At 70.3% G+C, this 20,940-nt stretch carries 17 protein-coding genes; 5 read left to right on the forward strand and 12 right to left on the reverse strand.

What is annotated here, in order from left to right:
• Positions 1 to 430 precede the first annotated feature (430 nt).
• From ACZ54P_RS35140 to ACZ54P_RS35165, 6 genes are all read right to left on the reverse strand, one after another.
• Complete coding sequence (locus ACZ54P_RS35140; protein ID WP_465465921.1) at positions 431 to 1,027, reverse strand: D-alanyl-D-alanine carboxypeptidase family protein; 597 nt, start codon at positions 1,025 to 1,027, stop codon at positions 431 to 433.
• A 179-nt stretch (positions 1,028 to 1,206) separates the two neighbouring features.
• Positions 1,207 to 2,820, reverse strand: coding sequence for an allophanate hydrolase (locus ACZ54P_RS35145; protein ID WP_465465922.1), 1,614 nt, complete (start codon positions 2,818 to 2,820; stop codon positions 1,207 to 1,209).
• A complete protein-coding gene (gene uca, locus ACZ54P_RS35150; protein ID WP_465465923.1) occupies positions 2,817 to 6,383 on the reverse strand; it encodes an urea carboxylase in 3,567 nt (1,188 codons plus the stop codon). Before uca ends, ACZ54P_RS35145 begins: the two co-directional genes overlap by 4 nt.
• A complete protein-coding gene (locus tag ACZ54P_RS35155; RefSeq protein ID WP_465465924.1) occupies positions 6,380 to 6,997 on the reverse strand; it encodes an urea amidolyase associated protein UAAP2 in 618 nt (205 codons plus the stop codon). The genes uca and ACZ54P_RS35155 overlap by 4 nt, the downstream gene beginning before the upstream one ends.
• On the reverse strand, positions 6,994 to 7,827 hold the full coding sequence (locus tag ACZ54P_RS35160; protein ID WP_465465925.1) for an urea amidolyase associated protein UAAP1: 834 nt from the start codon (positions 7,825 to 7,827) through the stop codon (positions 6,994 to 6,996). Before ACZ54P_RS35160 ends, ACZ54P_RS35155 begins: the two co-directional genes overlap by 4 nt.
• Before the next feature lie 11 nt (positions 7,828 to 7,838).
• Positions 7,839 to 9,305, reverse strand: coding sequence for an amino acid permease (locus ACZ54P_RS35165; RefSeq protein WP_465465926.1), 1,467 nt, complete (start codon positions 9,303 to 9,305; stop codon positions 7,839 to 7,841).
• Positions 9,306 to 9,482: 177 nt separating this feature from the next.
• Between ACZ54P_RS35165 and ACZ54P_RS35170 the strand changes: the two genes are divergently transcribed.
• Positions 9,483 to 10,139, forward strand: a complete 657-nt coding sequence (locus ACZ54P_RS35170) for a TetR/AcrR family transcriptional regulator (protein ID WP_465465927.1) — start codon at positions 9,483 to 9,485, stop codon at positions 10,137 to 10,139.
• A 128-nt stretch (positions 10,140 to 10,267) separates the two neighbouring features.
• Here the strand turns inward: ACZ54P_RS35170 and ACZ54P_RS35175 are convergent, their stop codons facing one another.
• The 3 genes from ACZ54P_RS35175 to ACZ54P_RS35185 all read right to left on the reverse strand — a co-directional run bounded on the left by ACZ54P_RS35175 (position 10,268) and on the right by ACZ54P_RS35185 (position 14,078).
• Entirely contained in the window at positions 10,268 to 11,536 is a 1,269-nt protein-coding gene (locus ACZ54P_RS35175; protein WP_465465928.1) for an HRDC domain-containing protein, read from the reverse strand.
• Positions 11,537 to 11,604: 68 nt separating this feature from the next.
• Positions 11,605 to 12,321: a response regulator gene (locus ACZ54P_RS35180; protein WP_465465929.1), complete on the reverse strand. Its 717-nt coding sequence runs from the start codon at positions 12,319 to 12,321 to the stop codon at positions 11,605 to 11,607.
• A 1,193-nt stretch (positions 12,322 to 13,514) separates the two neighbouring features.
• Positions 13,515 to 14,078 (reverse strand): DUF3000 domain-containing protein, encoded by a 564-nt coding sequence (locus ACZ54P_RS35185; RefSeq protein WP_037304423.1) that lies wholly within the window; start codon positions 14,076 to 14,078, stop codon positions 13,515 to 13,517.
• A gap of 88 nt (positions 14,079 to 14,166) precedes the next feature.
• On the opposite strand from ACZ54P_RS35185, the gene hemE reads away from it, so the two are divergent.
• From hemE to ACZ54P_RS35205, 4 genes are read left to right on the forward strand one after another with little or no spacing between them, the layout of a single operon-like run.
• Complete coding sequence (gene hemE / locus ACZ54P_RS35190) at positions 14,167 to 15,240, forward strand: uroporphyrinogen decarboxylase (RefSeq protein WP_465465930.1); 1,074 nt, start codon at positions 14,167 to 14,169, stop codon at positions 15,238 to 15,240.
• Positions 15,237 to 16,616, forward strand: coding sequence for a protoporphyrinogen oxidase (gene hemG / locus ACZ54P_RS35195; RefSeq protein ID WP_465465931.1), 1,380 nt, complete (start codon positions 15,237 to 15,239; stop codon positions 16,614 to 16,616). Before hemE ends, hemG begins: the two co-directional genes overlap by 4 nt.
• A gap of 25 nt (positions 16,617 to 16,641) precedes the next feature.
• The gene (gene hemQ, locus ACZ54P_RS35200) at positions 16,642 to 17,334 is read left to right on the forward strand and encodes a hydrogen peroxide-dependent heme synthase (RefSeq protein WP_465465932.1); all 693 of its coding nucleotides are present in this window, start codon (positions 16,642 to 16,644) and stop codon (positions 17,332 to 17,334) included.
• Positions 17,334 to 18,707, forward strand: a complete 1,374-nt coding sequence (locus tag ACZ54P_RS35205) for a CoA transferase (protein WP_465465933.1) — start codon at positions 17,334 to 17,336, stop codon at positions 18,705 to 18,707. Before hemQ ends, ACZ54P_RS35205 begins: the two co-directional genes overlap by 1 nt.
• Before the next feature lie 119 nt (positions 18,708 to 18,826).
• Here the strand turns inward: ACZ54P_RS35205 and ACZ54P_RS35210 are convergent, their stop codons facing one another.
• The 3 genes from ACZ54P_RS35210 to ACZ54P_RS35220 are packed head-to-tail and all read right to left on the reverse strand — an operon-like array spanning position 18,827 to position 20,932.
• Positions 18,827 to 19,174 carry an SCO6045 C-terminal-like domain-containing protein gene (locus tag ACZ54P_RS35210; protein ID WP_465465934.1) on the reverse strand — a complete coding sequence of 116 codons (348 nt, stop codon included), beginning with the start codon at positions 19,172 to 19,174 and terminating at the stop codon, positions 18,827 to 18,829.
• Positions 19,171 to 19,986, reverse strand: coding sequence for an MbnB/TglH/ChrH family RiPP precursor modification enzyme (locus ACZ54P_RS35215; RefSeq protein ID WP_465465935.1), 816 nt, complete (start codon positions 19,984 to 19,986; stop codon positions 19,171 to 19,173). The genes ACZ54P_RS35210 and ACZ54P_RS35215 overlap by 4 nt, the downstream gene beginning before the upstream one ends.
• Positions 19,976 to 20,932 (reverse strand): TIGR04222 domain-containing membrane protein, encoded by a 957-nt coding sequence (locus ACZ54P_RS35220; RefSeq protein WP_465465936.1) that lies wholly within the window; start codon positions 20,930 to 20,932, stop codon positions 19,976 to 19,978. Before ACZ54P_RS35220 ends, ACZ54P_RS35215 begins: the two co-directional genes overlap by 11 nt.
• Positions 20,933 to 20,940 lie beyond the last annotated feature (8 nt).

Below are 20,940 nucleotides of genomic sequence, written 5' to 3' on the forward strand. Positions count from 1 at the left end.
CGAAAGCCACTTTCGGGACATCACATGTCCTGAAAGTGGCTTTCGCGACACGAGCAGCGGGCGTCGCCTTCGCGGGAACGCGCACCGCATAGGTGGCCGACCTTGACACCTTTGCCCACTAACCCTCTTTATCTTGAGAGGCAAGGCAAAGTTGGCATGCCCTGGCGTCAGGCTTGGTGTTGCGGAAGCGGTTTTCGCGACACCTCCTTGAGGGCTTGGGGAGGCTGGTCACCCCTGGCGGTGTGAGCAGGTAATCGGGAGGCGGCATGTCCCCAATGTGGCGTTGGAGACGGTCAGTGTCCCCAATGCGTCATTGGGGACATCCGGCCGCGGCGCGAGCCGACGTCGCTCGCAACACGACACCTTTGCCTTACCCCGCAATAACCCGAATCGCCCACGCGGGACCGCACTTCCAGCCGTAGGCCGGTGCTCAGTTGCCGGTGGCGCTGGGGAGCAGGGCGGGGCAGCCGTTGGTGACGTAGGCCGGGTCGTACTCGAAGTGCCACTTCTCGTTGTCGTAACGGCGGCACCAACCCAGCGCGCCACCGTTCTTGTCCACCCAGGACGCCGAATTCAGCGGCTGGATGTCGACGGCGATCCCCTTGACGTGCATGGACGTCTCCGGTTGCAGCGCCCACTTCTTGGCCTGCTCCACCGAACCGAACCGCTCGACGGCCTTGTCGAACTCGCGCTGCTGCTGTGCCCGGCTGCGTTTGCCGTCGTTCACGCAGAGCGTGATGTTCTGGGCTTTGGCCTTGGCGCGCAGGGCGTTCCACGCGTCGATCACGTCCGGGCGCATGCCGAAGGTCTCCTCGTCGACATAGCGTTTGTCGACGGCGCACGTCGGTCCCGTCTCGGGGCCCGGGACTTCTTCGAGGATCGCGAGCGGCTGCCCGGCCACCGGCTTGACGGCGAACGGCAGACCGCCGGTGGCCCCCAGCGTCACCATCGCGATCCCGACGAGTCCCAGCGCCACGAGCACGCTGATCACGGTCCTGCGGCTGGCGGTGAATGTGGTGGACACCACTCCGAAGTTACCGCGCGACCGGCAGGCCGCCAGGGTTTGTGACCTTCTTCCCAGAACGCCCTGACAGGCCAACCGAACCGGAAAACGGCTGGTGAGGGGTGGGCTCGTGAGGGATTCGGGTCGTTCTCACGACCCAAATCACTCACGACATCTTCGTTGGCCCGCGCCGCGCCAGGAGATCACCGCGCCAAGTGACCGAGCCAGCCGCCGAACCGCGTGATGTCCTCGGCACCGTCGATGGCTGAAGGCTCACAGACGAACCCGGACACCTCGCTCCCGTCGGCCAGCCGCACCTTCCCGATCGCCAGCGGCGCGGGGACGCCCGCCACGAACTCGCCGAACCCGGCGAGCGGCAGGTCCCACACCTCGGCCTCGATCGGTTCGCCGCCCGAGGTGACCCGGACGAGGCCGGGTTTGGGCGGCACGGTGTCCAGCGCGTAGAGCCGGTACTCGGCCGCCGTCGGCCCCGCCGCGACGAACCGGCCACCCCGCGAGGTCAGTTCGTGGTTCAGCGGCTGCCCGCGCAGATGAGCACCGACGACGGCGATCCGCGTCCGGCGCGGCACCAGCCGGGCGACGTCGGCAAGGATCCGGTCGGCGTACGCGGGGCCTACCAGCATCACCCCGAACGGCAGGCGGCCGACGGTTCCGGCGGGTATCGCCAGCGACGACAGGCCCAGCAGGTTGGTCGAGTTCGTGAACCGGCCGAGCCGCGCGTTCACGCCGAGCGGGTCGGCCTCGACTTCGGCGATCGTCGGATGCCCGGTCGTCGTCGGCGTCAGCAGGCAGTCCACAGTAGACAGAACGACCGCCGCCTCCCGCTTGAGGTCGTCGAGCGTCGCCAAGTCGGTGAACAGCCTGTGCGCCGGGATGTCCTTGGCCGCGCCGATGATCTGCCGCACGGCCGGATCGACCACGTCCGAGCGCGTGTCGATGAACTCGCCGACCGCCGAGTACCGCTCGGCCACGAAGGCGCCTTCGTACAGCAGACTCGCCGCGGCCAGGAATGCCGACATGTCGACAGGGATCAGTTCGGCGCCCGCGTCGCGGAACTCGTGAGCCGCCGCGGAAAACGCCTCGGCCCACCCGTCCCGCAGCGGGCCGAGGGCGTCCGGCACGCCGATCCGGACGGGACGGTTGACCACGGGAAGGTCCCGAGACTCGCTCAGGCAAGCGAACGCCGCCGTCGCCTCGTCGACCGTCCGCGCGAACACCGTCACGCAGTCGATGCTCGCGCAGGCGGGCACGACACCGGCCGTCGGCAGGAGTCCCCGCGTCGGCTTCAGGCCGACGATCCCGTTGAACGCCGCCGGAACGCGGCCGGATCCGGCGGTGTCCGTGCCCAGTGCCAGGTCCGCGATCCCGAGCGCCACCGCGACCGCCGAGCCCGAACTCGACCCGCCCGAAACGTACGCCGGATCGATCGCGTTCCGGACCGCGCCGTGCGGACTGCGGGTGCCGACCAGTCCGGTCGCGAACTGGTCGAGGTTGGTCGTGCCGAGGATCAGCGCCCCGGCCCCGCGCAGCCGCGCCACCACGGGCGCGTCCTCGTCCGGACGGTAGGCGTACTCGGGGCATCCCGCCGTCGTCGGCAGCCCGGCGACGTCGATGTTCCCCTTGACGGCGGCGAGTTTGCCGTACAGCGGCAAGGGTTCCCCCGCCGCGCGACGGGCGTCCAGCTTTTCGGCGTCGGCGAGCACGTCGGCCTCGGGGCGCAGATCGATCCAGATCTCGGGCCGGTCGACTCGCGCGATCCGGTGGTACGCGGCGCGTACCCGCTCCAGCACATTCATCCCGCGCTCCTTCCCAGAACCACCAGCGGAGTGCCGGGGGCCACTTGATCACCCGGAGAGACGAGAACTTCGACGACCTCCCCGACGGCGGGCGCCGGAATCCGCGCCTCGGTCTTCATCGCTTCGAGGATCACCAGCGTCTCCGCCGCGTCCACCTTTTTGCCCGGCTCGACGTCCACTCGCCACACCGTCGCGGCGAACGGCGCTTCGACGACGTGACCGCCGGGCGGGGCTTCGACCTTCGCGCTCGGGACCTTCGCGCCTACGGGCTCGGGACGAGGGTCGAATTCGCCCGCGGCCGCCCACGCCTGCCGTTCCGCCTCGAACGCCGCGCTCTGCTTCGCCCGGAACGTGGCGATGTCGGCGGCGTTGTCGGCGAGGAACCGTTCGTGGTCGGCCAAGGCGAATTCGCCGTCGCGGATGTCGAGTTCCAGTTCCCCCGCCGAGCTTCGCGCCCGCAGGTCCAGCAGTTCCTCGGCGGAAACGGGATACCACGAGATCCGGTCGAAGAACCGCAGCAACCAAGGCGAACCCGGCTCGAACGACCCGCGCTGCCGCCAGCCGCTCCACACCTGCACGGTCCGCCCGACGAACTGATAACCGCCGGGGCCTTCCATCCCGTAGATGCACAGGTACGAACCGCCGATGCCGACTGAGTTCTCCGCGGTCCACGTGCGCGCGGGATTGTACTTCGTGGTGACCAGCCGGTGCCGCGGGTCCAGGGGAGTGGCCACCGGGGCGCCGAGATAGACGTCACCGAGGCCCAGCACCAGGTATTCGGCGTCGAACACCGTCCGGTAGACGTCGTCCACACTGGACAGACCGTTGACCCGCCGGATGAACTCGATGTTCCACGGGCACCACGGCGCGTCGTCACGCACACCCGCCATGTACCGCTCGATCGCCTCGCGGGTCGCCGGGTCGTCCCAGGACAACGGCAGCCGCACGGTCCGGCTCGGCACCACGAGATCGGCGGTGCGCGGCAGATCGTGCTCCACCTCCTGGACGAGGCCGAGCAACTTCGAGACCGGCAGGACGTCCGGATCGACGTGCACCTGCAGCGACCGGATACCGGGCGTCAGGTCGACGACGCCGTCGAGTCCGTCGGTGGCCAGCCTGTCGGCCAGTGCGTGGACCCGCATCCGCAAGGCCAGGTCGAGCTTCATCGGGCCGTACTCGATCAGCAGGTTGTCGTCGCCGCTGCGCCGATAGGTGACCTCGGGGTTCTCGTCCGATGTGGACAGACGACCGAAGATCCCGCCGTCGTCGATCGGCTTCCGGCTCGCCTTGACCGCGGAGGCGGGGTCCGCCCGCAGCGCGCCCGCGTGCTCGATCGTGATTGGCACGAACCGCACGGTGTCGCCCGGCCGCAGCTGGCCGAGTTTCCAGCGCTGCCCGGTCACCACGGTCGCCGGGCAGACGAAGCCGCCGAGGCTCGGTCCGTCCGGGCCCAGCAGGATCGGCAGGTCGCCGGTGTAGTCGACGGCGCCGATCGCGTAGGGCGTGTCGTGGATGTTCGACGGGTGCAGTCCGGCCTCGCCGCCGTCCTCCCGGGCCCAGCGGGGACGCGGCCCGACGAGCCGGACACCGGTGCGCGCGGAGTTGAAATGCACTTCCCAGTCGGTGCCGTAGAAGGTTTCGACGTCGTCCGGGGTGAAGAACTCCGGAGCCGCGTGCGGCCCTTCGGACGCGCCGATCTCCCAGTGCGTCGCGAACACCGGACGTTCGGCCTCGGGAACCGCTCCCGTGACGGCGTTTTCCGGTTCCGGGCCGGGGGAGAGGACGTCGCCGGTCGTGAGCGCGCGTCCGCCGTGCCCGCCGAAACCGCCCAGGGTGAACGTCGCCGCGCTGCCCAGGAAACCCGGCACGTCGATCCCTCCGCGAACGAGGACGTACGCGCGGAGCCCGGCGGCTCCGGTGCCGACGTCGAGAACCCCGCCCGCGGGTACCTCGACCGGTGTCCACTGCGGAACGGTCTCGCCGTTCACGGTGACCGGTGACGGAGAACCCGTGACGCAAGCGATCGCGGCGTCGGTGAACTTCAGCGATACACCGTCCACAGTGCACTCGATCCCCGGCGTGCCTTCAGGATTGCCCAGCGCGCGATTACCCAGCCGCAGCGAGAGGTCGTCCATCGGCCCGCTCGGTGGCACGCCCACGTGCCAGAACCCCAGCCGCCCCGGCCATTCCTGCACGGTGGTCATGGTGCCGCCGCGCAGTACCTCGATCCGCGGTTCGGGATCGGTGATCGTGTCGAGCGTCGCGGTGTCGTGCGTGACTTCCCGCAGCCTGGCGTCCGCGGTGACCGCGCGCAGTTGCCCGAGGTTCGTGCGGACGCCGTCGACCCGGCTTTCCGTGAGCGCGGTGCCCAACGTGGCCAGCGCCTCGGCCCGGTCCGCGCCGACGGTGATCACCTTGGCCAGCAAGGGGTCGTAGTGGGTGGTCACCGTCGTCCCGGCTTCGACCCAGGTGTCGACGCGGACCCCGGCGGGGAAGTCGGCGCGGGTCAGCAGACCGGCGCTCGGCCGGTGTCCGGCGGCGGGATCTTCGGCGTAGACCCGGGCTTCGACCGCGTGCCCGCGTGGTTCCGGTGGGGTGGCGAACATCCCGGTGTCGCCGTCGGCGAGCCGAAGCATCCACGAGACCAGATCGATCCCGTAGACCGCTTCGGTGACCGGATGTTCGACCTGAAGCCGCGTGTTCACTTCGAGGAAGGCGGCCTCTTCCCGGTCCGGGTCGTAGATGAACTCGACCGTGCCCGCCGACCGGTAGCACACCGACGCGCAGAGATCGACGGCCGCCGAGACCAGTTTCTCCCGTGCCGCTTCGGAAAGCCCCGGGGCGGGACATTCTTCGAGCACCTTCTGGTTGCGCCGCTGCAGGGTGCAGTCCCGCGTGCCCAGCGCCAGCACCTCACCCGTACCGTCGCCGAACACCTGGACCTCGACGTGCCGGGCGCGGGTCACCAGCCGTTCGAGGAACACGCCCGAGGTCGAGAAACTCTTCGCCGCGATGCTCTGGACGGCGTCCCACGCTTCCCGCAGTTCTCCGGCCGAAGCGCAGGCGCGCATGCCGATCCCGCCGCCACCGCCAGTGGCCTTGAGCATCACCGGGTAGCCGATCTCGGCGGCCGCGGCTTCGGCGTCGGCGAGCGTGTCCAGCAGCCCCGTACCCGGCAGCAGTGGGACACCGGCGTCGACGGCTTTGTCGCGGGCGGTGTGCTTGCTGCCGAACACCTCCAGCTGATCGGCGGTGGGCCCGGCGAACCGGATCCCGGCCGCTTCCACCGTCCTGGCGAAAGCGGTGTCCTCGGACAGGAAACCGTAGCCGGGGTGGATCGTGTCCGCTCCGGTCTTCAGCGCGGCCTCGATGATGGCGTCGCCGAGGAGGTAACTCTCCCTCGCCGGTGCCGGACCGAGCCGGACGGCTTCGTCGGCAAGCCGTACGTGCGTGGCCGTACGGTCGGCGTCGGAGTAGACGGCGACCGTCGGAATGCCCATCTCCTTGGCGGTCCGGAGGATCCGGACCGCGATTTCCCCCCGGTTGGCGACGAGCAGCTTCACTCGCCACCGCCGGTGACGATCATCCGGACCGGCGTCGGGTCGAACCCGTTGCAGGGGTTGTTGATCTGCGGGCAGTTCGACACCAGGACCAGGACGTCGGTTTCGGCGCGGAGCTTGACTTCGAGACCGGGCGCGGAGATGCCGTCGACGATGCCGAGCGTGCCGTCCTGTTCGACCGGGACGTTCATGTACCAGTTGACGTTGCTGACCAGATCCCGTTTGCCCAGGCCCCATTTCGCGCTCTCGGTGAGGAAGTTCTCCACGCAGGCGTGCTGATAGCGCGTGTGCTGGCCGTACCGGAGGCTGTTCGACTCCTTGCTGCACGCGCCGCCGATGGTGTCGTGCCGCCCGCAGGTGTCCTCGACGACGGTCAGCAGCGGCGCGCCCTCGCCGGTGCGCAGCACACTGCCGGTGGTGAGGAAGATGTTGCGCTGCGCGGCGATCGTGGCAGCCGCGCTGTACCGCTTGGCCGGGTCGGCGGCGTCGTAGCAGAGGAAGTCGACGGCCTGGTTGCCGCCGAGGTCGATGATGGCCAGCGTCTCACCGCGCCGGAGCACGGTGGAGTACGGGGCCCGCGCGGCGACCTCGGTGTCGGAGACGATCGTCGTGGTCATGCGATCCCCCTGGCGGTGAGGTAGTCGGCGGTGTTCTCGAAGGCACGCTGGGCTTCCGGCGTCGCCGTCCACTCAGGACTGTCCGGTGTGGAGGGAGCGCCGCGCTGCGCGAGGACGCGCAGCGGGGTGACCGTGTAGTCCGGGCGCGGGTCGAGCGGATGCGCCACGTTGGCGATCAGGACGACGACCGGGAGTTCGGTGCGCAGGACCACGGATTTACCCGGTCCGGCCGAGCCGGTGAACGTCAGCCCGCCGTCGGCTTCCACGTGGACGCCCTGGAAGAGGGACAGGCTCGGCGGCAGATCGCGCGAAGTGAGCCCGTGTTTCGCCGCGGCGAGAGTGAACAGCGCGTTCCCCGACGGCGAACCGCCTGGTGGACTGCCGTCGCCGTATCGCTCGACGTTGCCGTCCACAGTGGACGTCCCGCACAGGGCATCGTGCTTGCCGCTCTCGTCGGTGACGACCGTCGCCAGCACGCGGGCCTGATCGGACAGCAGCGCCATCGCTTCGCCGAGATAGGCGTTCCACTGGACCTTCACCGTGTCCGCGACGTTCAGCCGCTCCCACGGCTGGTCGGCGTTGAACAGCAGCAGATGCGCGCAGGCGTCGCCCTCGACGTCGGTCAATCGCAGCTCGGTGCCCCGGGCCAGCACCTTGTGCGTGTAGCCACCACCGGCGACGGTCTCGGCCCAGACCAGTTTCGCCGGGTCGATCCCGGGCGGCGGATCCGGCCAGGTGGACGCCGGGATGGCAGGCATCGCTTCGGTCACCGTGCCCGCCTGGGCGCGGGCGTGGTCGCGAGCGCCGTACGTGGTCGATGTCGTGCTCATGGAACCTTCCTTCAGGTCGCGGGGACGGGAACCGTGGTGAGCGCGGAGCGGCGGCGCCAGCAGAGGTAGCCGGTGAGCAGCGCGGCGCCGACGAACTCGATCGGGAACAACAGGACCCAGACGGAGCCGGTGCCCGCCAGGTCGTAGATCGCGGCTCGTGGCCAGGCGATGTTGACGATCATCATCGCGCCGTACCCTACTGCCGCGACGTTGACCGGAATAGCCCATCGTCCCAGGGAGAAATGGCCTGGTTCGGCGGTGAACCGGCCCTGGCGGCGCCTCAGGAGCAGCGGTCCGGTCACCAGGAGGTAGGCGAGGTAGACCACGACCACCGAAGTCCCGGTGATGGTGCTGAAAATGGTCGGATTCCCCAGGTTCACCAGCAGGAGGCCGATGGCGAGCGCCCCGGACAGGAGCGCGGGCGCGATCGGCGTGCCGGTGCGGGAGTTGACCGCGGAAAGCCGCTCGGCGCCGGGAAGCGCGCCGTCGCGGGCCATCGCGTAGATCAGCCGGACGGTGCCGGTCTGGATGGTCAGGGTGCAGACGACGACCGCGATCGCGACGTCGGCGAGGAAGATCCGGCCGAGGGTGTCGCCGAAGACGGCCGTGATCACGTACGGCAGGCCCTTCCCGGTCAGCTGTCCGTCGGTCAGGCTCGGCGCCGCCATCAGGGCGGTGAGGACGACCGCCAGCCCGCCGAGCCCGGAGATCAAAAGCGCGCGGAGCACGGCGCGCGGTGCGGTACGGCGCGCGTCCTTGGTCTCCTCGGCGACCGAAGCGGCGGTGTCGAAACCGTAGAGGACGTACGCGGCCATGAGCGCGGAAGCGAGGACTCCGCTTACGCCCGGGTTTTCGCCCGCGGGCTGGAGTACGGCCTGCGGACCGCGGACGGCGAACAACGCCAGACCGGTGATCAGCACCAGGACGCCGACGAGTTCGGCCGCGACCCCGACGTCGTTGATGCGTGCCATGAGCCGCACGCCACCGGCGTTGACCGCCGTGGTGAAGACGATCAGCAGGGCGCCGAGCAGGACCGCGTTGGTGGCCCCGGTCGGCGACGTGACCGCCGGGTCACCGCCGACGAGCTGGAAGCCGCCCCAGACCGAGGGGAGCACCACCTGCAGCGCGATCGCGGCCGCGGCGAGTGCGACGACACAGCCCACCAGCATCATCCAGCCCGCGAGCCAGCCCGCGAATCCCGGCGACAGGTGTTTCGCCCACTGGTAAACGGATCCGGCCAGCGGGAAACGGGCGGCGAGTTCGGCGAAGTTGAGCGCGACGAGCAGTTGGCCGGCGAGCACCAGTGGCCACGTCCAGAAGAACAGCGTGTCCCCGAAGGAATAGCCGAAGGCGAACAGCTGGAACACCGTGGTCAGGATGGAAACGAAGGAAAATCCGGCGGCGAAGGCCGAGAAACCGCCGAGCGTCCGACGGAGTTCTTGGCGATACCCGAAGGCGGAAAGGTCTTCGGAGGGCATTGCGAGGGCTCCTGTCTGAAGGGCCGAATTTCGATCGGCTGACCGAAATTAAGGGCATGCGGGGTCCTTTTCATCTCCGCCTGGTAAGTGCGGTGTTAACAGATACCGGATTCGGTAACCTGAGCCGACCGCCGGACGTAACAAAGATCGCCGCGAAGAAATGGCAGGATCGGATAGATGACGAAAACGACCGGGGTGGGCAGACCGAGGGCCAGCGGCGCGGCGGCGAGCAAGCGGGAGGCGCGGCTCGCGGTACTGGACGCGGCGGGGGAGCTGTTCACCGGCGCCGGATACGCGGCGACGACCACGCGGGCCATCGCCGAACGCGCCGGCCTGCGCCAGGCGTCGCTCTACTACCACTTTCCGTCCAAAGAGGACATTCTCGCGGCACTGCTGGAGGACACCGTCCGGCCGTCGCTCGACGTCGCGGGCGAGCTGTCGGCCGTGCACGCGCCGATCGGCGTCCGGCTGTGGGCGCTCGCCTACGCGGACATCCACCTGCTCGGCAGCGCGCGGCACAACCTCGGCGCCCTGTACCTGCTCCCGGAGATCTCCTCGCCGAGGCTGGCGCGGTTCCGGGCCGAGCGGGCGGAACTCAAACGCGTCTACGGCGCCCTCGTCACGGCGGCCGGGGTCCCCGGAGACCTCGCGGGCATCCGGACCGACCTGGTGTTCGGGCTCGTCGAGAGCATCGCGATCGTCCGGCGCGACCGCCCGGACCTGGACGTCGAAGCGCACGCCGTCGAAGGCGCGGACAGCGTCCTGAGGCTCGCCGGTCTCGGGGAACCGGACGCCGGTCTGCGCACTTCCGCGCGGGGCTTGCTGGGGGACTGAGGGGGAGGGCTTCGGTGAGTAGGGAGGGGTCCGGTGGGTTGTGAGTGGCGATTCGGGTTAGAACCCGAATCGCCACTCACGACCACCTGGACCGGCCGTCCACCGTGAGCTTTCGGCCGGTGGCAGGGTCAGGCGGCGGCGGTCGCGTGCAGTGCCTTGCTCAGCGCCGCCGCGGTCAGCTCGATCTGCCACGGCCGGGCGCCGCCGTCGTGAAGGGTCTCGGCGACCGAGTCCTCGCTCAGGTCGGCGGGCGGACGCCAGCAGGTGCGGCGCACGAGTTCCGGCAGCAGCAGGTTCTCCACCGGCAGCTTGCGCTCCTCGGCGATCGCGGCCAGTGCGGCGCGGGCGGCCGAAAGCCGGGCGGCGGCGTCGGGATCCTTGTCGGACCAGCGGTTCACCGGCGGCGGGCCGTCGGTCTGCTGGGCAGGGGTCGGCAGCTCGTCGGCCGGGAGCGAGCGGGCGTTCTGCAGATGCCGCAGCCAGCTCGCGGTGTACTTGCGCTGGACCCGGCCGCTGAACACCGGGAGCGCCTGCAGTTGGTCGACGGTCTTCGGGTCCGCGGTGACGGCGTTGATGATCGCGCTGTCGGGCAGGATCCGGCTCGGCGCCCGATCGCGTTTGCGGGCGAGTTCGTCCCGGGCCTGCCACAGCTCGCGCACCGCGGCGAGGCCGCGGGCGCTGCGGATCTTGTGCACCCCCGACGTCCGGCGCCACGGCTCGGCCCGGGGGGCGGGCGGCGGCGCGGTGCGGACGGCCTCGAATTCCTGCTGGGCCCATTCGAGCTTGCCCTGGGCGGCGAGGTCGGCTTCGAGCTTCTCGCGCAGCTCGATGAGCAGCTCGACGTCGAGGGCGGCGTAGTTGAGCCAGTCGACCGGGAGCGGGCGCTTCGACCAGTCGGCGGCGCTGTGCCCCTTCTCCAGCTGGTAGCCGAGGAGGAGTTCGACGAGGGTGCCGAGGGCGACCCGCTCGTACCCGGCGAGACGTCCGGCGAGTTCGGTGTCGAACAGGCTCTTCGGGCGCAGGTCGAGTTCGGCGAGGCACGGCAGGTCCTGAGAGGCCGCGTGCAGCACCCATTCGGCGTTGTTGAGCACTTCCGCGAGGGGTTCGAGCTGCCCTTCGAGCGGAATGGGGTCGATGAGGAAAGAGCCGGCACCTTCGCGGCGCAGCTGCACCAGATAGGCCTTGGGCCAGTACCGGTAGCCGGACGCGCGTTCGGTGTCCACCGCGATGGCCCCGCTGCCGCCCGCGATCTTCGCGCAGGCTTCGGCGAGGGCGGTCGCGTCGGCGATCACCGGTGGAGTGCCCTCGGAGGGCTCGCGTAGCAGAACCGGTGCACCGGGTGCTTCGGTGCCGGTCGTCGAGTCCGCCTCTGGTGCTCCTGGTCGGTCGCCTTCCATAGGTGAAGACCCTACGGGACGAGCGGACCGCGCCTGGTCCGCCCGCCCCGCAGGGCAGTTCGCCTTTGTCAGCGGATCACGCCGGCACGCATGGCCAGCGCCACCATCTGAGCCCGGTCGCCCGTGCCGAGCTTGCGCCCGATGCGGGAGAGGTGAGACTTCACGGTGAGAGCGGAGAGGCTGAGTTCCTCGCCGATCTCCTTGTTGGACTGGCCGTCGGCGACGAGCTGCAGCACCTCGACCTCGCGCGCCGAAAGCTCGCGCGGGGTGTTGTCGGTGCCGGCGACTCGGGTGCCGGTGGCCAGGACCGGTGCGACGCTCGGGTCCGCGTAGACGCCGCCCTCGAGCACCCTGCGGACGCCGTCGGTCACTACGACCGGCGATGCCGACTTGAGCAGGTATGCCTGGGCGCCGGCCTGGAACGCCGACCTGACCGCGTACGGGTCGTCTGATGAAGCGAGCACCACTACTCGAGGCCAGCCCTGGCTACGGAGTTCCGTAACCAGTTCGATGCCGCTGCCATCCGGCAGTCCGAGATCGAGGATCGCCAGATCACAAGGCCCAGTGGCCTGTGCTCGCGCCCTCGCCTCGGCCACCGTGGCGGCCTCGTGGACGGTGCCCGCACCCATCTGTGCGAGTCTTGCTGAGATTGCCTCCCTCAACAGCGGGTGGTCATCGACCACCAACACGGAAAAAAGCTCTTCCCGCGGGTGCGGAACCATGCTCGCCGGCAATGAACCGGCTGGCGTGGATCGGACGGCCTGAGAAATGCCGACGGTAGCCACGTCACTACCTCCCTGGAGTCGGTCGTGCCCCCCGACCGGCACCGGGACTTTCGGCCGTTCAGCCGCGCCAGCTTTAGACCGAAAGTGGTGTCGTCGATGGCACTGTAGCCGCCCTGAGGCCTTCGCGGGGGGATCGAACGGGTATCTATCCCAAACCAGCAGTTACTCAGGGAGTTCGTAGTAACACGATCGGGCTAGTACACAGCCGGTGGCTAACACATCGCCAAATGAACGCGATGGACTTCAGTTACCGGGGCTCAACCGACTGTGCAGATGGGGCGTGCACCTGCCGGTGCCTCTTCCCGGTACCGCCGGACGGCGGTGCGGCGGAGCGCGAAATGTCCCTCCGGCATGCGGCTTGATCAACTTCGCGGAGCGTCATGATCGCTTCGCTCGGTGACCGTGATGGTAACGCTCCGGAGGCGACTCGGGGTGTTCCGAGGGTCGTTTCCCGCCCGCTTGATCTTGTTGCGGTCAGTGACACTGTGGGTAGCACGAACGAGGTGGTCCAGACCTCTGCTCGGCCCGCTCTTCGCTGGTCGGGGCTGGTCTAGTCCAGATGGCCCTGTAGGCGGTCTCGACGGCGTACAGACGCTCTCGGGGTCCCGCGTACGGCGTAAGCGAAGGCGTCTGCGGGCGCTTCGCGGGGGCTCGCGAGTACATGAAGGCCCCCTTGCTTGCGCTAGACGCAATGAAGGGGTCCTTCACGTACCTGGACGGTGGGTGGCGCGGCGGGAGCAAGGGACCTTTAGTATCGCCAGCTTTCCTAGCGGCGCTAACTGACCCCGGATCGCAAAATAACCCGAATGCTATGTCTCGATTAGTGGGATTCCGGCGTGTCGGAGTCGGTGAGTGGCCGCTCCCGACCACACACGCTCGCACGAAGTACAGGATGGCCTCCTTCCTTGCGCTAGGCGCAGTGAAGGGGGCCTTCATGTACTGGGGAAGGTGTGAAGGTCGAGTTTCCTCGGCTGAGCCGCGTGAAGGGGTCCTTCACGCGCCGTCGTTGTGGCTGGTGGTGCTGCTGAGGCTTGTGGTGGCATTCCGGGACGGGTGAGGGGAACTTTGAGGACTAGGGAGTCCTTCGCGGCCCGACTCGCCAGAACCCGAATCGCCTCTCACGACCACGCGGACCCACACCAGTCACGCCAGCCACATGAGCACCACGCGCCCGAACGGAGACGAAGGAAGGGTCAGGAGGACTGGCGCTGCCCGAAGAGGGTCACGCCCACCGGAGGCAGCCCGACGACGCTCGCCATCACCTGACAGAAGGCCTGCCCGTGCGGCCGCAGCGCGGCGTCGGTCGGCGTCCAGGACGCCCGCAGTTCCAGATCGTCGGTGCGCGCGGGGCCGGAGATGTCGCCGAAGCGGGCCGACGACGTCTCGGTGACCGTGCCGCCCAGAGCCGTCCACTCCGCGCCGGAGCTTTCCAGCGCGTCGGTCAGCCACGACCAGCCCACGGCGGGCAAGAACGGATCGGTCGCCAGTTCCCGGTCGAGTTCCGCGCGGACGTACATGACCAGCCGCAGGACGCCGTCCCAGCCTTCCTGGCCATCCGGATCGTGCAGCAGCACCAGCCGTCCCGACGCCAGCACGTCCGCGGGCCCTTCCACCTCGCAGCTCACCGCGTACGACCACGGCGCGAGGCGCTGCGGCGGGCGCATCGTCTCCAGCTGCACTTCGGGACGGGGCCGGACCGATTGCAACGCCGCGACGGCTTCACGGAAGAGATCGGGTACTGACGTCATCGCGGTCACCAACCGACTGTAGGACGCGATAGTCCGGTTCGGGGCGCAGACGCGCCGAGAGCAGGGCCGCTGAGCGCCCATGGCACCATGAACCGTGATGTCTCCTTCAGCTGCTTCTCCCGCGCAAATCGTCCCGGCGGCCCGTCGCGCCCTGCCCGGCGCGCCGTTCCTGGCCGCCGCGCGCGGCGAACGCCCGGCCCATACCCCCGTGTGGTTCATGCGCCAGGCGGGCCGGTCGCTGCCCGAGTACCGGGCACTGCGCGAGGGCACCTCGATGTTCGAAGCCTGCTTCGACCCCGAGATGCTCGCGGAGATCACCCTTCAGCCGATCCGCCGTCACGGCGTCGACGCCGCCATTCTCTTCAGTGACATCGTCGTCCCGCTCAAGGCGGCGGGTCTCGACATCGACATCGTCGCGGGCACCGGCCCGGTCGTGGCGTCGCCGATCCGTGACGCCGCGGGCGTGCGGGCGCTGCCGGTCCTCGACCCGGAGCAGGTGGAACAGGTCGCCGAGGGGATCCGGCTGCTGGTCGGGTCGCTCGGCGAGACGCCGCTGATCGGGTTCGCGGGCGCGCCGTTCACCCTGGCCTCCTATCTCATCGAGGGCGGGCCGAGCCGCAACCACGAGCACACCAAGGCGCTCATGCACTCCGAACCGGAGCTGTGGCATGAGCTGGCCGGTCGCCTGGCGGACATGGCGATCACCTTCCTGTCCGCGCAACTGGACGCCGGGGCCGACGCGATCCAGCTATTCGACTCGTGGGCGGGCGCGCTCTCGGAGCGGGACTACCGCGAGTTCGTCCTGCCGCATTCGGCGAAGGTGCTGTCCGCGGTCGCCGCGTACGGCGTGCCGCGGATCCACTTCGGTGTCGGCACCGGCGAGCTGCTGGTGGCCATGCGCGACGCGGGCGCCGACGTGGTCGGCGTCGACTGGCGCATCCCGCTCGACGAAGCCGTCCGGCGGCTCGGTGGCGGGGTCGTGCAGGGCAACCTCGACCCGGCGCTGCTGCACGCGTCCTGGCCGGTGCTCGAGGCCGAGGTCCGGCGCATTCACGCCGAGGGCCGCGCGGCCGACGGTCACATCTTCAACCTCGGCCACGGCGTGCTGCCCGGGGTCGACCCCGACGTACTGACGCGCGTGGTCGGGCTGGTGCACGAGCTTCAGCCGTGAGCACGGTCGCCGTCGTCGGTGGCGGTATCTCGGGACTGACCGCGGCGTACCGGCTGCGGACGCTGCTCGGCGAAGACGCCAGGATCGTCGTCTTCGAGGCGACGGGGTCACTCGGCGGGAAGCTCCGCACGGTCGAGCTCGCCGGTGAACGCTACGACGTCGGCGCGGAGGCCTTCCTCGCCCGCCGTCCCGAGGCGCTCGCCCTGGTCCGCGAGGTCGGGCTGGGCGAAAACCTCGTCCACCCCACCCAGGCCCGCGCCAAGATCCACGCCGGTGGTTCCGTGCTCGGCCTGCCGCCGGGCACGGTCATGGGTGTGCCGGCCTCGGCCGACGCGGTCGCGGGGGTGCTGTCGGAGAAGGGGCGCGCCCTGGTCGAGGCCGAGGCTTCGTTGTCTCCGCTGGAACTGCCCGCCGGTGACGTGCCGCTCGGCCCGCTGCTGCGCGAGCGCTTCGGCGACGAACTGGTCGACAGGCTCGTCGATCCGCTGCTCGGCGGCGTCTACGCCGGGGGAGCGGACGGGCTCGGGCTGCGCGCGACCATGCCCGGTCTCGCGTCCGCGATCGATCGCGGCGCCCGCTCGCTCACCGAAGGCGCCGCGTCGCTCATGCCCGCCTCGCCGAGCACGGCGCCGGTCTTCGGCACCCTGCTGGGCGGGCTCGGCACGCTGATCGCCCGGCTCGCGGAGCTGTCCCGCGCCGAGATCCGGACCGGGACCACCGTGACGGCGCTCGAACGCTCCGCCACCGGCTGGAAGGTCGACGACCTCGACGCCGACTCCGTTCTTCTCGCCGTCCCGGCGCCTTCGGCCCGACGGCTGCTCGACGGGGTCGCAGGAGTGGCCTCGTCGGTGTTCGCCAAGGTCGAGCTCGCGTCGATGGCGGTGGTCGCGCTCGCGCTTCCGCCCGGGACCGCGTTGCCGGAGTCGTCCGGAGTGCTGATCGGCGCGGGGGAGCGGGACGCGGCCGGGAAGCCGTTCGCCGCCAAGGCCTTCACCTTCTCCTCCCGCAAGTGGGCGCAGTACGGCGAAGGCCCGGTGCTGGTGCGTGGCTCGGTCGGCCGCTTCGGCGAACCGGGAGCACTGCACGCCGACGACGACGAACTCGTCCGCGTGGTCCGCGACGATCTGGCGCGGCTGGCCGGGGTCACCGCCGAACCGATCGACACCCTGGTGACCCGCTGGGGCGGTGGGCTCCCGCAGTACGGCACGGGGCATCTCGTACGCGTCGAGCGGATCGAACGCGCTGTCGCGGCCGTGCCGGGGCTCGCCGTGGCGGGAGCGACGCTGCACGGCGTCGGCCTCCCGGCGTGTATCGCCACCGCCGACGCGGCCGCCCGCCGCATCGCCGGGATCACACCGACCCACGAAGGCTCCTGAGCACCGGCAGTGCCAAGATGGCGGTATGGCGCGGCTGAACTACAACGAGCTCAATGACACCATCCGCTACACCGCCTGGTCGGTGTTCCGGGCCGAGCAGGGCAAGCTCGGTGACGACCGCGCGCGGGCGACCGCGGAGACCACCGAGTACCTCGACGCGCTGGAGGCCAAGGGCGTCGTCGTCCGCGGTGTCTACGACCTCTCGGGGCTGCGGGCCGACGCCGACTACATGGTCTGGTGGCACGCCGAGGAGATCGAGCAGGTCCAGGCTGCTTACAGCGGTTTCCGGCACACGCCGCTCGGCCGCGCCTCGGTGCCGGTGTGGAGCCAGGTCGCGCTGCACCGCCCGGCGGAGTTCAACAAGAGCCACATCCCGGCGTTCCTCGCCGGTGAAGAGGCCCGCAAGTTCATCTGCGTCTACCCGTTCGTGCGGTCCTACGAGTGGTACCTGCTGCCCGACGACGAGCGCCGCAAGATGCTCGCCGACCACGGCAAGGAGGCCCGCGACTACCCGGACGTCCGCGCCAACACGGTCGCGTCGTTCGCGCTGGGCGACTACGAGTGGATCCTGGCCTTCGAGGCCGACGAACTGCACCGCATCGTCGACCTGATGCGCCACCTGCGCGGCACCGAGGCCCGCCTCCACGTGCGCGAGGAGATCCCGTTCTACACCGGGACGAAGGTGGCCCCCGCCGAACTGATCGCCCTCCTGCCCTAGTGAACGCGCTAGTGGACGCCAGCGTCTGGACCACGCTCACCGGCGAGACGCTCGCCGAAGACGCCGTCGAGGTCACCGGTCCCGAGTCCGTGCTGCCGGGGACCTTCCGGGTCGAGGAGGCGGCGACGTCGAGTATCGCCGCGGCGACGCTGGCGGCCGGGGAACTGTTGCGGGTGCGGGGAATCGAGCCCGGCCGGGTCTCGGTCGACACCCGGCACGCCGCGGCCTCGTTCCACAGCGAGCAGTACATCCGCGTCGACGGGGAGCCGGTGCCGTTCAGCGCGCCGCTGTCCGGCGACTACCGCGCGAACGACGGCTGGGTGCGGCTGCACTGCAACTACCCGCGTCACGTCTCCGCCGTGTGCTGGGGCCTCGGCGTGCCCGCGACCCGCGCGGCGTTCGAGAAGGTCGTCGCGGCCAAGTCGAAGTACGAGGTCGAGTCCGCGGTGATCGGCGCCGGCGGTGCCGCGGCCGTGCTGCGCTCCCGCGAGGAGTGGCTGGCGCACAAGCAAGGGCAGGCGTCGTTCGCGCTGCCGGTCGCCGAGATCCGGCCACTCGGCCCGTCGGAACCCCGGCGGCTCTTCGAGTCCGACCGGCCGATGGGCGGCGTGCGGGTCCTGGAACTGACGCACGTCATCGCCGGACCGGTCGCGGGCCGGGTGCTCGCCGCGCACGGCGCGACCGTGCTGCACGTCGGTTCCGCGAACTTGCCGACCGTACCGCCGCTGGCGGTCGACACGGGGATGGGCAAGCGGTCGGCGTACGTCGATCTGGAGTCCGAGGCAGGCCGCGCGCGGCTGCGGAAGCTGATCGCCCGCGCCGACGTCGTCCTGCAGGGTTTCCGGCCGGGATCGCTGGTGGCCAAGGGTTTCTCGCCGGAGACCCTCGCCGAACTCCACCCGGGGATCGTGGTCGCGGACCTGTCGGCCTACGGGTGGGAAGGGCCGTGGGCGCGCAGGCGCGGGTTCGACAGCCTGGTGCAGATGGCGACGGGGATCGCCGACGAAGGCGGGAAGGCCGCCGGGCTCGACGGCCCGGGACCGCTGCCGGTGCAGGCGCTCGACCACGCCACCGGCTGGCTCACCGCGGCGGCGATCATGACCGCCCTGCGCCGGGCGATGACCGAGGGCGGCAGCTGGCACGTCCGTACCTCGCTGGCCGGCACCGGGCAGTGGCTGCACTCGTTGGGGCGCAAGGAACCCGGCCCCTCAGGCTTCGACGGGACAGAGTGGCTGCAGGACGTCGACAGCCAGCTCGGACGGCTGACCCGGGTCAGGATGCCCGGTGTGCTGCCCGGGGCGAATCCACAGTGGACAGAAGCGACGCACGTGCCGGGCAGCGACCCGGCGTCGTGGAACAACACCGGTGTCTGACTGACCTGCCGGCGCGCTCACTGGAAGTCTCAAGCCAGGAAAGGTCGTGAAGGCCTCCTTCCCTACCTTGAGCGTAGGGAAGGAGGCCTTCACTACCCCGGCCTCTTCCGCCGCACCCGTCACGAACCGCGCCGTAGCCATTTCGCCAAGCGCCCAGGGGGCTTCGGCACCTCGCCGCGCTCCACGAGCCACGTACCGAAAGCGTCCGCGTAGGCCCTCGCGCGGAGGGTGTCGGTCTTCGGGTGGCTCGCCGCGTACTCGCGGAACAGCGTCCCGAACCGGTCACCGAGGGCTTCCGAGAGGTCGGGCCGCAGGTAGGCGACCAGCCTGCTTTGCTTGTTCCGCAAGACGTTCGCTTCGATACGGAGCCTGTCCGCGGCGAAGCCCGCCGGGGCCTCACCCCCGGCGAGGAGAGCCTTGAGCAGTTCGGCCTGCCGCGCGGCGAGCCGATCCCGGGGCGAAGTCACGGCCAGACCGCTTCCCGCAGCGCGGCCAGTTCGGCCGCCAGTTCGCTGTCGGGCGGGTAGTCGTCGTCGCGTTCCAGCAGGACACCGGGCGGATCGGTGCGCCGCCGCAGTTCGCGCAGCAACTCCAGCACCTCCGGGACCACCGGATGGGCGTGCGTGTCGTGGTAGACACCGTCGCGTTCCACGCCGCCCGCCATATGCGTGTACGCCAGCCGCTCCCACGGGATCTCGTCGAGGAACCGTTCGGGATCGGTGCCGAGGTTGCGGGCGTTGGCGTACAGGTTGGCGACGTCGACGATCAGCAGGCAGCCGGTCCGCTCCGTCAGCTCCCGCAGGAACTCCGACTCGGTGAACTCCGCCTCCGGCCACTCCAGCACCGCCGCGATGTTCTCCAGCGCGAATGGGACGTCCACAATGGACTGAGTCAGTTTGACGTTGTCCACCAGGACCTCAAGCGCCTCCCGCGTGCGGGGGAGCGGCATCAGATGCCCCGAGTCGAGGCCGCCCGCGCGCACGAAGCACACATGGTCGCTGGCCATCGGAGCGCCGAGCTCGCGGGTGATCTCCGCGAGCTGCTCGACGCGTGCGGTGTCCAGCGGTTCGGCCCCGCCCAGCGACAGGGAGACGGCGTGCGGCAGGACCGGGATTCCCTTGTCGCGCAAAGCGATCAGGGTTTCGGGAAGGTGCCCGGCGTGCAGGTTCTCGGCGACGACCTCGACCCAGTCGACACCGGGCAGCCGCGCGATCGACAGGTCCAGCTCGTGCCGCCAGCCGATGCCGATCCCGAGGCGGCCAGGCCCGTCAGCCGCCACAGCCGCCGCCTCCGCAGGAACTCCCGCCACCACCGCCGCTGCTGCACGAGCTCCCGCCGCCAGTGCTGCACGTGGAGCCGCCGCCGGACGAACCACCGCCGAAGCCACCGGAGACCGGAGGCGGGATCAGCGCCGCGCTCAGTTCCTCGTCGGGGTAATAGGCGAGACCGCCGAACGCGACCGCCGCGGCGGCCCCGCCGAGCAGGGCGCCGCCCATCATCGCGCCACCACTCGTGCCGCCCACCGCGGTCGTGTCGGGGACTCCGCGCTTGCGCTCCCGGCCGTGGGCGGACCTGGCCCGGTGGAGGACCCGGTCGCCCTCGCCGGTCGGGCGTGGGCCTGACCGCTTGTTCTTGACCGCCCGGGCGACCAGCGTCGCGAATCCGGCCGCGATCAGCAGCGGGATGAGGAAACCGACGGGGTGGTCACCGGAGATCCCGGCGATCAGGCGCGCCACACCGAGGACGAGCACCGCGAGGTACAGGAAGAACACGACCTGGCGGATCCGAGGCGCCCGGTCCGCGACCACGAGCCCCCGCGCCTCCAGGTCCTTGGCGAGCGCCTGCATCGGCCCGGACATCCGCAGGCGGTCGCGTATGCCGCGGGTCGTGGAGTTGTAGCCGGGCTTCGCGCCCTTGGCGACGGCCTTCTCGATCGGGTCCGCGGGCTCGGGGCCGGTCAGCTGCAGCTGCTTCGAGCTGCTGACCCGCAGCGTCCCGCGGTCGACCAGCGCCGCGATGGCCGTGTCGACCACACGGTCCGGGCCACCCGCCAGAAAGGCGAGTTCGTACACCGTCGGCTGCGGTCCGCGCACGGCGGCGCGTGGTGCCTTGCGGCCCAGCTTCACCGCGATCGTCCACAGGAGACCGACGAGCAGTGGGAACACCAGCAGGGCGCCATAGATCGCCAGGAAAGTAGGTCCGGGGATGCCCCAGGTGTCGTTCATCGCACGGG

The sequence above is a fragment of the Amycolatopsis sp. NPDC034160 genome (assembly GCF_055575355.1).

Coding starts and splice junctions, on each gene's coding strand:
- ACZ54P_RS35175 (WP_465465928.1), bottom strand. CDS start 11,536: ATGGAAGGCGACCGACCAGGAGCACCAGAGGCGGACTCGACGACCGGC.
- ACZ54P_RS35160 (WP_465465925.1), bottom strand. CDS start 7,827: ATGAGCACGACATCGACCACGTACGGCGCTCGCGACCACGCCCGCGCC.
- hemQ (WP_465465932.1), top strand. CDS start 16,642: ATGGCGCGGCTGAACTACAACGAGCTCAATGACACCATCCGCTACACC.
- ACZ54P_RS35155 (WP_465465924.1), bottom strand. CDS start 6,997: ATGACCACGACGATCGTCTCCGACACCGAGGTCGCCGCGCGGGCCCCG.
- ACZ54P_RS35170 (WP_465465927.1), top strand. CDS start 9,483: ATGACGAAAACGACCGGGGTGGGCAGACCGAGGGCCAGCGGCGCGGCG.
- hemE (WP_465465930.1), top strand. CDS start 14,167: ATGTCTCCTTCAGCTGCTTCTCCCGCGCAAATCGTCCCGGCGGCCCGT.
- ACZ54P_RS35145 (WP_465465922.1), bottom strand. CDS start 2,820: ATGAATGTGCTGGAGCGGGTACGCGCCGCGTACCACCGGATCGCGCGA.
- ACZ54P_RS35165 (WP_465465926.1), bottom strand. CDS start 9,305: ATGCCCTCCGAAGACCTTTCCGCCTTCGGGTATCGCCAAGAACTCCGT.
- ACZ54P_RS35220 (WP_465465936.1), bottom strand. CDS start 20,932: ATGAACGACACCTGGGGCATCCCCGGACCTACTTTCCTGGCGATCTAT.